Source organism: Pontibacter chinhatensis (genome assembly GCF_900113285.1).
In the GTDB taxonomy this organism is placed as follows: domain Bacteria; phylum Bacteroidota; class Bacteroidia; order Cytophagales; family Hymenobacteraceae; genus Pontibacter; species Pontibacter chinhatensis.
In genome coordinates this window covers 557,693-571,000 of record NZ_FOOT01000003.1, presented here as the reverse complement: position 1 = coordinate 571,000, position 13,308 = coordinate 557,693, and the positions used below count along the sequence as shown (strand labels likewise).

Sequence of the window (13,308 nt, the reverse complement as noted above, 5' to 3'; positions counted from 1 at the left end):
GGCTATACTTCCATAGCCATTGCTTCCTTCCACTTGAAACAAGCTATACTTTTCAAGCCACCGTTCATCCTCTTGTTCCCACAAGCGTCTCGTTTCACTTCTGACTTTCTGCCCTCCCAGGCCGGGAGGCCTCGTTTTCCTACTCGGCGCTGGGAGCTTTTCCTTCCCTCGTGCCTCGGGCTGCCTCGCTCACGCTCGTCACCGGAAAAACTCGCATAGGCGCCTCACAGAAAAACTGGGAACAGAATCGATAGCTCCGGCCTTTACTATGTAACAAGTATAGTCTGTCCCCTGGAGGACAAGTGAGAATGAGAGTTCGAAACTTGCGAGCAAAGCTCAATAAGGGTGTAATCGCCTGCAGAGTTTATACTTTGTAGGGACAGGTCGCGACCTGTCCGCGCGAGAACAGCAGCTATGAAACTTATACTACAGCACCAGTAATCACAGGCTCCCCGCCTTAGACAAGGAGGGGCCAGGGGTGGTTGGACCCGGTCCTGTTGAAGCATCACCCCTTATTATTGGTCTCATCCGACCCAAGCACCTTCCCCAAAAACCATACTTCCTGAAATCAGCCCTAAATGCTAATTTTAGACGGTATCACACGTATACTTTCCTCTGAAACGTTATCCAGGTATGATGAAAATAAAACTGAACTTTCTGCTTGCCACATTAGCCTTTATACTTGCCGCCTCCCCCGCCTTTGCCCAAGAGGTGAAGGTGATAAAGTATAAGGAGCTGGAGCAGATCCGCAACGCCCCGCACGACACGCTGTATGTGGTGAACTTCTGGGCCACCTGGTGCAGGCCCTGCATCAAGGAGATGCCCTACTTCGAGGCGCTGACCGAGCAGTATAAAGACCAGCCGGTGCGCGTGATGCTGGTAAGTATGGATGCCGCCGAAGACCTGGAAAGTCGCGTTAAACCTTTCGTGCAAAAGCGCAATCTAAAGTCTGACGTGCTGTTGCTCGACGAGGTGGACGCCAATTCCTGGATAGATAAGCTGGAGCCGAAATGGAGCGGGGCTATCCCGGCCACCATGGTGTTCAACAACAAGAAGAAACAGTACGAGTTTGTGGAGGGGGAACTGTCACAGGAGGCGTTGCAACGAATCATTTCAAAGTATAAACCATAACCTATCCGCACTATGAAAAAAGCAAACCTCTATTTCGTGTACCTTATGTGCCTGCTCTTTGTGGGCGCCCTGCTGGCGGCAAGTCCTGCCAACACCGGCTACCAGGTAGGCGACACTGCCCGCGACTTTAAACTGAAGAACGTGGACGGCAAAATGGTATCCATGGCCGACCATAAGGATGCCAAGGGCTTCATCGTAACCTTCACCTGCAACACCTGCCCCTACTCCGTAGCCTATGAAGACCGCATCATTGCCCTGCACAACAAGTATGCGCCCAAAGGTTATCCGGTCATCGCCATTAACCCCAACGATGCAACTGCCTCGCCGAAGGATTCTTACGCCGACATGCAGCAGCGCGCCAGGGAGAAAAACTTTCCCTTTCCCTACCTGCACGACGAAACCCAAGAGATAACCCGAACCTACGGCGCCACCCGCACACCGCACCTGTACATTGTGCAGAAGCAGCCGGACGGGAAGTATAAAGTAGCCTACATCGGCACAATAGACGATAACTCCCGCGACGCCTCCAAGGTGGAGAAGAAGTATGCCGAAGCCGCCCTCAACGAACTGGTAGCCGGCAAACCGATTAGCCAGCCCAACACCAAGGCCATCGGCTGCACTATCAAGTGGAAAGAGGCATAATTTATACTTGCGTTTTGCATTTACAGCCCCTGCCATATCTCATGGCTGGGGCATTTTTATTATTGGCAGCTTATATGGGTATGCCTTATTAGTAATCGTAAAAAAAAGGTCTAATCTATTCTATCCTCTTCCGGAAGTGCTAGGCGACTTAGGACGATATAAAGCGAAGCACCTTTACCTGCTGATTGGCAACTGCTTCAAGCATATACTTTGTTTTTGTTGTAGCACTTTCTGGTTTGTAGTATATTGAGTTTCCTATGTTCCGAATGGAAGGTCCGGGCACGGAAGTATAAACTCCGAACATAGTACAGATATGCTGAATAGACTTCCGTTTAGCAGCTAGTTGGCATTAATAGAAATTAATTAAGTGTCTAGAAGACTTAAAAATAAAGCGAAAAGAGAATCGGGAGAAGGCAAGAAGAAACTACTTAAATACCTGTGGCTATTGTGCATTCTTAGTATTCTCTGGTTTCTCTATATTGACACTCCTGATTCAGTACTTTATGCCAAGACTGGTGTATTAAGATGGTTGCCATTCGTGATTATCTTCTTAGTGCTACCCTACTGTGTAGTAAAATTTATCAGAAGTGTTTGGTTAAACAGTTCGGTATGGCCGCTAGGTATAGCATCTGCAACTGCACTGGTAGTGGGACCTACTTTTGGAATAGTGAGCGAATGGCAAAAGCTTGAAGATTTAAGTCTGCATGGTGCTACTACCCAAGGTATAGTCATCGAAAAGTGGAAAACAGGTAAAGGCAAAAAAGAATGGCTGTTTGTTAGCAAGTATACGGTTGATGGAAAGCCTTACACCACTTTTTCTATTCCAGACAAAGAAAATAGATTCAGGCTTGGGGATACATTGCAGATACGCTATTCGACGAAGAACCCAGACAACTCAGAGATAGTTGAGCTGGAACATTATTGACAGTAGTCTTTAAAAAACTATTTATGCCAACACAGTACAGGCATCATATTCGGCTAATGCCTCACCCGTTGCCTGTACGAGACCGTTACACCCAACCAAAATTCACTAACCCATACATAAAACATGTACTACATCCTTTTCTACAAAACCACTGAAGATTACCTTGAAAAGCGCGGCGCTTACCGCCCGGAGCACCTGGAGCTGATTAACTCCTACCATGCCAAAGGAGACCTTGTTATGGCCGGCGCCCTGGCCGAGCCTGCCGACAGTGCCGTATTTATCTTTAAGGGCGATAACACGCAGGCTGCCGAGGCTTTCGCCAACAACGACCCTTACGTAAAGAACGGGCTGATTGTGGAGTGGAAGGTGCGCCCTTGGAACGTGGTGGCCGGCGGCGAGTAAAACCGCAGCGACAAACATTTTATACTTTAACTCAGCCTTTCAACCCTACAACTACAAAAACTATGAAACCCATTATCAAGCCACAGGAATTGCTCACACTGCTACAGCAGGAGGCGCCCATTCTCATAGACGCCCGCTCCGGCCCGGATGCCCGCGACAAGTATAAGGCAGAACACCTGCAGGGCGCCCTGTTTGCTGACCTGGAAACCGACCTGGCCCGTCCGACTGATAACCCGGCCGTAGGCGGCAGGCACCCGCTGCCGAGCGCTGCCGAGTTTGCGGAGTTTGTAGGGCAGCTCGGGATACAGTCCGACAGCCACGTGGTGGTATACGATGATGCAAGCGGAGCTAATGCCGCTGCACGTTTTTGGTGGATGCTCCGCGCCTTAGGCCATGAGAAGGTGCAGGTGCTGGACGGAGGATACAGTGCCGCTGTGGCAGCCGGTATTCCGGTAAGTGGCAAGGCGGAGCAGCCTACGCTGCAGCCTCCTTACCCGCAGCAGGGCTGGCAGTTACCTATGGCTACCGTGGAGGAGGTAGAGCAGGCCGTGCAGCACCCCGAGAACCTGGTGATAGATGTGCGGGCCGCAGCCCGCTTCCGTGGCGAGGTAGAGCCCATCGATCTGGTGGCCGGCCACATTCCGGGCGCCACGAACATCCCCTATACTTCCAACCTCGACAGCAACGGCTTTTACCTGCCGCAAGAAGAGCTCCGGGCAAAGTATAAAGAGGCGCTGGGCAGCCGAAAGCCGGAAGAGGTGATGGTGCACTGCGGCTCCGGCGTTACGGCCTGCCATACGCTGCTGGCTATGGATTACGCCGGACTGGAGATGCCAAAGCTGTACGTGGGCTCCTGGAGCGAGTGGTCCAGAAGCGGGCGCGAGGTTGCTACCGGCGAGAAATAAAGTATAAACTAAGAATAGAAGCAGAAACATAAAGGCCGGGAACTAGGGTTTTACCTGTTCCCGGCCTTTATACTTTATAAGCCCAATCGCGATAAACAAATTTCTTGCTCGTGTATACCCACCCCCGCCCCTCCTCGGAGGGGAATTCCTGTATATATAATTTGATTCCCCTCCTTGGAGGGGTTAGGGGTGGGTTAAGCGCAATCTGAGTTTATAAGCCTTTGTCAAAAATTCATTTGTCCAGACTCTCCAGCCTGCTGCTAGCTTGCCCTATTCTGTTTTTTTGGTATCGATAGGCAGCGGGGCTTCTGTGGGCGTAATGGCGCTGGCTGCTTTTTGTGAGGGGTTCAGGTGGCGGCGGTGCTTCATGCCCTCCAGCCTGGCCTCCACCTCAAACCTGTTGTTGTAGTAGCCCACCCGCCACGACTCTTTCAGGTAGAGCCACAGAAACCGGAAAAACCCGTGCTCCCGGAACTGCCGGATATGGCACAGCTCGTGCGCCAGCCACCCCTCATCCTTCAGGAAAGTGTCCCGGCTCACGCCGCTCAGGTGTATGGTTTTGCCCAGCACCATGGCCACATTGCTGCTTTTTAGCACCATGCGCGCAATACGGGCAAAAGGCGAGCGTTCTACAACTTTAAAATCCATAGGCTTAAAAATAGCACTTTATTTCAGGGGGAATATAGACAGATATACTGGCTTGCAGCCCCCGGAGGTTGCCTGCTTCCAACCAAAACCACAGCCGATGCTTTACCAGGTCAGCACGGTATGGTTTGGCACTTAAGCTGCTACGGTTTACTTTTGTCTGATATTGGCTTATCTGGCACCCTGCATAACGCCTGCCGATAGTTCTGAAAGTTACATTTACAGGCGCCTCCAGGAAGCTTGGCATATGGTTAATTCTATGAAAAAGGCAGTTATACTTAGTGTTTTAGCGATGCTGTCGCTGGCGCTGTCTTACCTGTACGAGGTGGCTCCTGTAAACGCACCCGCCGCTGAACCAGCGAATGAGACACATGCTATTGTGGCGCCTTTTGCCGCACCCGCCTACGTGCCGCACATGTGGTCCGACGCCCTGACGACAAGCGAGGAAGCCCAGCCGGAATACGAGGAGTATTACGTCAAGAAACTTGGCCTCAGGTTCCGCAACCCGGATTACCGCACGCTCGTGGAGGAAGCCTCCAAATGGATTGGCACCCCCTACCGTTTCGGCAGCAGCAGCAAGCGCGGCACCGACTGCTCAGGCTTTGTTACCAGCCTCTATAAGGAAGTGTACGGCATCACCCTCAGCCGCAGTTCCCATACAATGTTTGAGGATGTGGCCCACATACAGAAAGACAGCCTCCGCACCGGCGACCTCGTTTTCTTCCGCCGCAGTTCCAAAGAGCCCATCTTCCATGTAGGCGTTTACCTCAAGAACAACAAGTTTATACACTCGGCCACCAATGGCGGCGTCATGGTCAGCTCGCTGTCGGAGCCCTACTACCGTAACTATTTCTACGCTGCCGGCCGTGTAAACTAGCCAGTTTATACTTTACCAGTGCGTCCGGGGCGGCATCCGTTATAAACATTGGGAAGCGGCTGCCTGTTAATCGCTTGGCTGGTTTCTGCCCTGGCAGGGCTGCGCTAAAAACATCACTCCTGGCAAAACAATTTTATAGGGAGAAAGTATAGGAAGGTTACCGTTTGTTTACGCAACTTGCGCCCCCGTTGGCGGATACAGCCCAACCACACCACTTTTAAAGTATAAGCACACGACAAGCATGACAGAGAACAACACAGGCCCTGAAGGAAAAAAGATAGCCGACACCCCCCTTTTTAAGAGGTTACTGGAGAAAGCTGAATCCTACCTGAAACACCCGACCCAGGTAGCAAAGCTAATCAGCGACACACTAAAAAAGGCCACTGCCAAAAAAGGCGTAGGCGCCATCGCCGGCGAAGTATGGGAAAACCTGCAGCTGCTGACGCGCATGATAAAAGCGGCCAGTTCCGGTGAGTACAAAGGCATTCCTACCGCCACGCTGGTAGGTGGTGTAGCCGTGCTGATTTATTTCCTGATGCCGATAGACATAATCCCGGACGTGATTCCGGTGATTGGCTTGCTGGACGACGCCAGCCTGCTGGCTTGGTTTATGGCGGGTATAAAAACCGAGCTGGATAAATTCAGGGAGTGGGAGGCCAGCCGCCCTATCAGGGTAACGCCAAGAGAGCAGGAGCCTCATGCGCCTGAAAAGCACGACGCTGACATCTCCTTCGGCACCCCTAAGTACAGCGACCGTTCTGCCGGCGACATCCAGACCGAAACAAGGCCTAATTACTAAAGTAACAGGACAAAGGAATCTTGGACAAAGGACAAAAGACGTTTAAAGTATAAAGTAAGTATGTGGACAGCATTAGCTTCTACTATTTTGTCATCCTGAAAGGATATTGTGGGCATTAACCTACCTTCTACCAAGTTTCTTATAGATTGACAGTTCTCTTCTATACTTCAACCTAATACTGTTCCTATACTTAATCTAACTAAAGCTCCATACTATGAAAACGAATAAAAAAGACGAGGAAAAGAAAAATAAAAAGCAGCAGGAGCACACCACACCTGATGCCCACCATGCTTCCGAAGGCCACCACGGCGGAGCCAAGGGCACGCACGAGTCGTCGGAGCGTTCCTCCACCACCGACAGCAGCCGTGCGCCCAAAAACCCGCACGACGACATGCCCTCCGGCGGAAACGTGCGTTAAAACAGATTGCTTTACCCTATTCTTTGCAGCGGCAGGTTATAGTATAGCCTGCCGCTGCTGTTTTCTTGTACTTTATATAGCTAATAGAGGTGTTTAAAAGCTCTCTTTCTCAGGATGACTTCTGACTTTATTTTGTTTAATATAGCACAATATCAATACACTAATTTAAAATAAAAGCCATAAAAGCTCGCAGCCTAGGCTTTTTTAAATTAAATTAATAACTATCTTTGGCCGAAAGAATTTGTACTTTAACTTTTAGCCAGTGTCTTCATCATTCTTACGTCTTACATCCGTCAACCTGCATATCGACGGGATTGGAAAGGTGCTGTTTGAGCGGAGCGATAAAGCCAAGCGCCTGAGCATCAGCGTTCGTCCGTTAAAGGGGGTGCGCGTAGCCGTGCCACCGCACATCAGCTTCGAAAAAGCCGAACAGCTCATCTACACCAAAACCGACTGGATTAAGGAACACCAGGCGCGCATGCAGCAACAGGAGGAACGGGTAACGGTTTACGACCATAACTCCGAGTTCAAAACCAAGTTCCACAAGCTGCGCCTGCTTACCCACGCCCGCTACGACATGCGCTGCGTTATCCAGGATGGCTACATCAACGTGTTCTACCCCGCTTTTAAGGAGGTGCAGGACACGGATGTGCAGAAGTTTATCCGCAGCTCTATAGAAGAGGCTTACCGCAAGGAAGCCAAGCAGCACCTGCCGCAGCGGGTGGCCTACTTTGCCGAGAAGTTTGGGTTTGAGTACCAGAACGTGTTCATCAAGAACGCCAAGAGCCGTTGGGGCAGCTGCTCGCACACCAACAACATTAACCTGAACCTGCACCTGATGCGCCTGCCCGACGCCCTCTGCGACTACGTCATTCTGCATGAACTGGCGCACACGGTGGAGAAGAACCACGGTCCCCGCTTCTGGGCACTGCTCGACAGTGTATGCGGCAACGCAAGGGAGCTCGACAAGAAACTGAAAGCTTATAGAATCTCTATTTTCTAATTTGCCTATTGCTATACTTTACTACCTGATTTATACTTATTGTTAGAAAACAAACTGGCAACGGCCCAAGAAGCTGCTGCTACCCGGTATCCTTGCGCCATTTATATTTTTGAAGAGGCGTAAAAGAAGCGCTGCAGGTTAACCTGCAGCGCTTCTTTATTTTTAAAGTATGGTTTGTTGTAATTGGTTTGTAGAGCCGGGTCCAACCACCCCTGCCCCTCCTTGTCTAAGGAGGGGAATTATACTTACTACTCTCTCTGTCATCTCGAGCAGCGCGAGAGGTCTATCTGAAATTCTCTTCAGATCTCTCCCGATGGTCGAGATGACAGCAGGGGCAGCGGGTATCGAATCCTTTCCCAGCCTTAGGGTTGAGCGCCTTGTGAGATCCGGTGCCCGTCAAGGGCATGCTGAGCGCGAGCGAGGCAAGGAGGGAACACCGCGCGATGCCCGAAGGCGAGGCCTCCCGGCCTTGAGGGCACCAAAGCTAGAGATGAAACAATAGGTTTGTAAGGCTGGAGGATGAACGGTGGCTAAAGAGGATAGCTTGTTTCAGATAGAAGAAAGCAGCGGCTAGGAAAGTATAAACTAGCAAAGTATAGAAGTATAGCCAAAGTATAAGCTACAAAGCTGCTGAGGGCTTATAACCAAATTATAAAGCGGAAGCCCCGGGACTTAGGTCCCGGGGCTTCCGCTTTATGTTCCACTCTATATCCTTTACATCAACTGACTTCCTTTACCGTATGAGAGGCTACGTACTTCACAAAGTCTCCTACCTTGTCAATCTTCACCTCATCCGGAATCGTGATCTTGAAGTTTTTCTCCAACTCCAGGATAATATCCACCACGTCCACGATGTCAAAACCGAAGTCCTTCAGCATTCTGTCTGCCCAAAGGCGGTCAGCTTTTATCTCTTTGGTTTTGCTAATGATACGGATAACCTCCTTCTCAATAGCGGTATCTGTTATAAGCATAAATCTATAATGTGTATTCTCTAACTTTTCCGTTTACATGCGCCTCCTGCTGCTGCAGTTTCAGGGTGCCTCGCTTCTCCTTGCCAATCAGTCTGTCCTTTAGCTTCTCGTTGAGCAGGTACATCACCGGCACTATCAGCAAAGTTACTGCCGTGGCAAAACCCAGGCCAAAAATAATTGTCCAGGCGAGCGGCCCCCAGAAAGCGGCACTGTCGCCCCCCATAAACAGGCCTGCCTCAAACTCCGTGAACAACGTATAGAAGTTCAGGTTCAGGCCCAATGCCAGCGGAATCAGGCCAAGTATGGTGGCGGTGGCCGTAAGCAACACCGGGTTCAAACGTGTTTTTCCGGCCTCCACAATTGCCTCCCTTAGCTCCTTGCCTTCGCTCAGCAGGATGTCCGTAAATTCCACAATAAGTATACCGTTTTTCACCACAATGCCCGCAAGTGCCACAATTCCCACGCCTGTCATTACGACTGAGACTTCCATGCCAAAGATGGAGAAGCCCAGCAGCACCCCGATAATGGAGAACAGCACCTCCGACAGGATGATGAACGGCTTGGAAACCGAGTTAAACTGCGTCACCAAAATCAGGAAGATGATGCAGAAAGCTGCCACCAGGGCAATCATCAGGAAGTTTGCCGACTCCTGCTGCTCCTGCTGCTCACCACCCATACTTATCTCGTAGCCCTCCGGCGTCTGGAAGTTCTGCAGTGCCCCCTGTATCTGCTGCACCACCTCGTTGGCATTGTAGCCATCCAGCACGTTAGACTCCAGCGTTACCACACGCTTCAGGTTCTTGCGCTTGATGCCTCCGTAGGAGTTGGTGTAGTCCACTGTGGCCACCGACGAGAGCGGAATCTGGCGAACAATACCCGTATTCATATCGCGGTAGGTAATGCGCATGTCCAGCAGCGCGTCAATGTTATCGCGGTATGGCTCGGCGTAGCGCACCTGAATCGGGTACTCTTCCTCATCGAGCTTAAACTTGGAGGCCTCCATGCCAAAGATGGCCGTACGCACCTCCTGCCCTATCTGGCCCGTACTGATGCCCTCGCGGTTGGCGCGCTCCCGGTCTATGTTCACCACAATCTCCGGCTTGCTGTCTTCCAGGTCGGAGCGCAGTTCCTCAATCCCGCCAATCTGCTGCTGATCGATGTACTGCTTGATTTGCTTCGACAAAGCTATCAACTCCTCAAAGTCCTCTCCGGCCACCTCTATCGAGATGGGCTTACCCACAGGCGGACCGTTTTGCTCCTGGCTCACGGTAACCTCCGCACCGGGTATCCCCTGCACTGCCTCCCGGATACCGGTCAGATACTCGGCCGATGTTTTGTCCGTCTGACGGTCTTTATACTCCACAAAGGCAACGGTAACCTTTCCTTTATGAGATTGTGCCGTGGTGGTGCGGTCGTTTTCATCACCTGCCCCGATGGCAACGTTCGAAATAACCGATTCCACATCCGGATTGTTTTGGCCAATTACGTTGTACACGCGGCGCTCCACTAGCTTGGTAACAGAGTCGGTTACAGCCTGATCAGTACCGATAGGCATGTTGATGTAAGCATAGACAAAGTTCGGGTCGCTGCTCGGGAAGAACTCCACCTTGGGCGGGCGCAACGCCGTCAGGGCGCCTGAAAAAATCAGCAGGACAAAGATGCCGGCAAAAACGCCGATCGGGCGCTTGCCCACCAGCATCCAGCGCAGCAGCCGCTCGTAGCCGCTCATAAAGCGCGGCAGCACACGGCCCTGGAATTTATTGATCAGCCCGGTGAGCACATACTTGTTCAGCAGTATCAGCACCACAAAAAGCATGATCAGGTTGGCCGTGCCGTACCAGCCGGCTATGTAGCCAACGGCTGCCACCACCACGGCTATACTTATCAGGACCCAGAATATCCTGCGCGACCTTGGGGTAGACTGCTCCTCGCCGTGCCGCTTCATAAAGGACACCGCGAACACCGGGTTGATGATAAAGGCCACCAGCAGCGACGACAACAGCGTAACGATGAGCGTGATAGGCAGGAAGAACATGAACTCTCCCACGATACCTGGCCAGAAGGCCAGCGGCAGGAACGGTGCCACGGTGGTAAGCGTACCGGCCAGCACCGGCAAGAATACCTCCCCGGCGGCCACCTTCGCCGACTTCACGATGTTCAGGTTAGTGGTATGGTAGATGCGGTGGGTGTTTTCAATCACCACAATGGCGTCGTCCACCACAATGCCCAGTGCCAGCAGGAACGAGAAGAGCACGATCATGTTCAGCGTGAAACCGAAGGTCGGCATCAGGATAAAGGCCAGGAACATGGAAATCGGCACTGACAGGCCCACGAAAATGGCGTTGGTGGTACCCATGAAGAACATCAGGATCAGGGTTACCAGCACAAAGCCGATGATGATGGTGTTGATCAGGTCGTTCAATGTATGGCGGGTCTGGGTAGACTGGTCGCCGGTGACGGTGATGTGCAGGTCTTGGGGCAGCGAGGTGCGCTGCATCTCCTCAATGGTGGCGTGTATCTTGTCCGAGGCCTCAATCAGGTTCTCGCCGCTGCGCTTGATGATGTTAAGCGTGATAACGGGCTCGTTGCCCAGGCGCGCAAAGCTTTCCTGCTCTTTAAAACCCTGCTTCACCTCGGCAATGTCGCGGAGCTTGATATTGGCCCCCGCCACCGACTGCAGCACAATGTCGCCAATCTTCTCGGGGTCTACGTACTGGCCCGTCACACGCACCGATCGCCTTGCCTCTCCTACCGTAATGTTGCCACCAGAGATGGTAACGTTCTCGCGGGCAATGGCGTTGGAGATGTCCATAAAAGTAACCTGGGCAGCCTGCATCTTGTACAGGTCCACATTTACCTGCACCTCCTTGTCCAGGGCGCCTACCATGTCCACGCGCGTAATCTCGGGATAGGCCTCAAAGCGGTCCTGCAGGTCTTCGGCGTAGTCCTTCAGCTGGTCCAGGCTATAGTTGCCCGACACGTTGACATACATAATCGGGAACTCGGAGAAGTTGATCTCCTGGATGTTGGGCTCCTGATCCAGGTCGGTGGGCAGGTCAGTGCGGGCCTTGTCCACAGCATCCCGTACCTGTTGCTTGGCCTCCGGCACCTCCACATCGGTGTTAAACTCCACAGCTATCATGGAGAAGTCCTGCATGGAGTTGGAGGTAATTTTCTTCACCCCGTTAATGGCCTTCAGTTGCTTTTCGATGGGCCTGGTAATGAGGTTCTCCATATCCGAGGGCGAGGTGCCCGGGTGTATGGTGGCCACCATCACAGTTGGTATCACGATGTCCGGGAAGTTCTCCTTCTGCAGGTTTACATAGGAGAAGATACCCGCCAGCGTGACGATGAGGGTCATGATATAGATACTGGTCTTGTTGTCAATAGACCAGCTGGTTGGCTTAAACTCTTTCATAGTTTTATACTTTTAGGCATTACTTCTGGGTGAGGCTGTTCTGCGCAAACACCACGGGCTGCCCCTCGTTCACGCTTTTGTAGCCTGCTGTAATCACCATATCGCCGGCGGCCAGGCCGTTGAGCACCTCCACGTTACCGCCATAGCTCAGGCCGGTCTTCACTTCTTTTCGCGTGGCGATGTAACCATTGTCCTTTTTCTGGGCCACGTACACATAGCTCGTCTTCTCGTCTTTCTGCACCAGGTTTACCGGCAGCGTCACCACATCCTCGTTCTTGTAATCTTCGATGCGCACCACGGCCACCATGTTAGGGCGCAGGGTTACGTCGGCCCCGTTCCGGAAGCGAAGCTCTGTGGTGAAGGTGCGGCTGGTGGGGTTGATGAAGCTGCTCACCACGTCCACGGTCATGGCCACTTCTTTTTTCAGGTCGGGGAAGTATACCACCGCCTGGTCTCCTTTCGAAATCCTGTCCTGGTACGCCTCGGAGATCTCGGCCATGATTTTGCCTCCCTCCAGGTTCACCACCCGGATAATGCCCACGCCCGGCGCCACGGCCTCGCCCGTATTCGGGATCACCTCATCCACCACCCCGCTGATAGGGGCCTTGATGTTAAACTGGTCGCGCTGCTGCTGCAGGGCTGCCAGGTTACGCTCCAGCGCCTCCTTGTTGTTTTTAGCCGTGAGGTACTGCATCTCGGTGCCTATTTTCTGGTCCCAGAGGTTTTTCTGCTTCTCAAAGGCCACGTTAGCCAGGTCGAGGCGGGTTTTTACCTCGGCCAGATTCTGCTCCAGTACCTGCGCATCAATAGTGGCCATGGTTTGCCCCTTCGTCACGCGGTCGCCGCGCTCCACGCGCACGCTTGTCAGCACGCCCGGTACTTTGGCGCTTACCAGCACGTTCTGCGTAAAGTCCACCCGGCCCTGCACCTCCAGGTAGTGGCGGAAGGTGTCCTGCGCCAGCGTGGTTACCGATACGGGCACGGTCTTCTGCTGCACGGCCACGGTTTTGCCCTCGGCCTTCAGTTCCGCCTCCAACTCCTCTATCTGCTTCTGAATGCTGGCCTGCTGCTCTTTCAAGGCATCCAGTTGGGCCTGTTTGTCGTCGCCACCGCCACAGGAGGCAAGGCTAAGTATACCTGCAAAAAATGCTGTTGCTAAGATTCGGTTCATG

General features: G+C 52.4%; 13 protein-coding genes. 9 read left to right on the top strand and 4 right to left on the bottom strand.

Annotated features, from left to right (window positions below; all coding sequences use genetic code 11):
* Positions 1 to 633 precede the first annotated feature (633 nt).
* The 5 genes from BM040_RS11700 to BM040_RS11680 all read left to right on the top strand — a co-directional run bounded on the left by BM040_RS11700 (position 634) and on the right by BM040_RS11680 (position 4,005).
* The gene (locus BM040_RS11700) at positions 634 to 1,131 is read left to right on the top strand and encodes a TlpA family protein disulfide reductase (protein WP_245756195.1); all 498 of its coding nucleotides are present in this window, start codon (positions 634 to 636) and stop codon (positions 1,129 to 1,131) included.
* A 12-nt stretch (positions 1,132 to 1,143) separates the two neighbouring features.
* A complete protein-coding gene (locus BM040_RS11695) occupies positions 1,144 to 1,773 on the top strand; it encodes a thioredoxin family protein (RefSeq protein ID WP_092101319.1) in 630 nt (209 codons plus the stop codon).
* Between the two features lie 367 nt (positions 1,774 to 2,140).
* A complete protein-coding gene (locus tag BM040_RS11690) occupies positions 2,141 to 2,698 on the top strand; it encodes a DUF3592 domain-containing protein (RefSeq protein WP_092101317.1) in 558 nt (185 codons plus the stop codon).
* A gap of 123 nt (positions 2,699 to 2,821) precedes the next feature.
* Complete coding sequence (locus BM040_RS11685; protein ID WP_092101315.1) at positions 2,822 to 3,100, top strand: YciI-like protein; 279 nt, start codon at positions 2,822 to 2,824, stop codon at positions 3,098 to 3,100.
* A 62-nt stretch (positions 3,101 to 3,162) separates the two neighbouring features.
* On the top strand, positions 3,163 to 4,005 hold the full coding sequence (locus tag BM040_RS11680; RefSeq protein ID WP_092101313.1) for a sulfurtransferase: 843 nt from the start codon (positions 3,163 to 3,165) through the stop codon (positions 4,003 to 4,005).
* Positions 4,006 to 4,275: 270 nt separating this feature from the next.
* Here BM040_RS11680 and BM040_RS11675 read toward each other — a convergent pair whose 3' ends face one another.
* Complete coding sequence (locus BM040_RS11675; RefSeq protein ID WP_092101311.1) at positions 4,276 to 4,653, bottom strand: hypothetical protein; 378 nt, start codon at positions 4,651 to 4,653, stop codon at positions 4,276 to 4,278.
* Between the two features lie 256 nt (positions 4,654 to 4,909).
* Here BM040_RS11675 and BM040_RS11665 point away from each other — a divergent pair, with 256 nt between their 5' ends.
* From BM040_RS11665 to BM040_RS11650, 4 genes are all read left to right on the top strand, one after another.
* Entirely contained in the window at positions 4,910 to 5,527 is a 618-nt protein-coding gene (locus tag BM040_RS11665; RefSeq protein ID WP_092101503.1) for a C40 family peptidase, read from the top strand.
* Between the two features lie 241 nt (positions 5,528 to 5,768).
* Positions 5,769 to 6,326 (top strand): YkvA family protein, encoded by a 558-nt coding sequence (locus BM040_RS11660; protein WP_092101307.1) that lies wholly within the window; start codon positions 5,769 to 5,771, stop codon positions 6,324 to 6,326.
* 214 nt (positions 6,327 to 6,540) lie between these two features.
* Positions 6,541 to 6,744, top strand: coding sequence for a hypothetical protein (locus BM040_RS11655; protein ID WP_092101305.1), 204 nt, complete (start codon positions 6,541 to 6,543; stop codon positions 6,742 to 6,744).
* Between the two features lie 262 nt (positions 6,745 to 7,006).
* A complete protein-coding gene (locus BM040_RS11650; protein WP_092101303.1) occupies positions 7,007 to 7,747 on the top strand; it encodes a M48 family metallopeptidase in 741 nt (246 codons plus the stop codon).
* A gap of 719 nt (positions 7,748 to 8,466) precedes the next feature.
* On the opposite strand, the gene BM040_RS11645 is transcribed toward BM040_RS11650, so the two are convergent.
* Genes BM040_RS11645 through BM040_RS11635 form a run of 3 tightly spaced genes read right to left on the bottom strand, consistent with a single transcriptional unit; the run spans position 8,467 to position 13,307 of the window.
* The gene (locus BM040_RS11645; protein WP_092101301.1) at positions 8,467 to 8,718 is read right to left on the bottom strand and encodes an acyl carrier protein; all 252 of its coding nucleotides are present in this window, start codon (positions 8,716 to 8,718) and stop codon (positions 8,467 to 8,469) included.
* Positions 8,719 to 8,722: 4 nt separating this feature from the next.
* Entirely contained in the window at positions 8,723 to 12,136 is a 3,414-nt protein-coding gene (locus tag BM040_RS11640; RefSeq protein ID WP_092101299.1) for an efflux RND transporter permease subunit, read from the bottom strand.
* A 19-nt stretch (positions 12,137 to 12,155) separates the two neighbouring features.
* The gene (locus BM040_RS11635; protein WP_092101297.1) at positions 12,156 to 13,307 is read right to left on the bottom strand and encodes an efflux RND transporter periplasmic adaptor subunit; all 1,152 of its coding nucleotides are present in this window, start codon (positions 13,305 to 13,307) and stop codon (positions 12,156 to 12,158) included.
* Position 13,308: the final 1 nt, after the last annotated feature.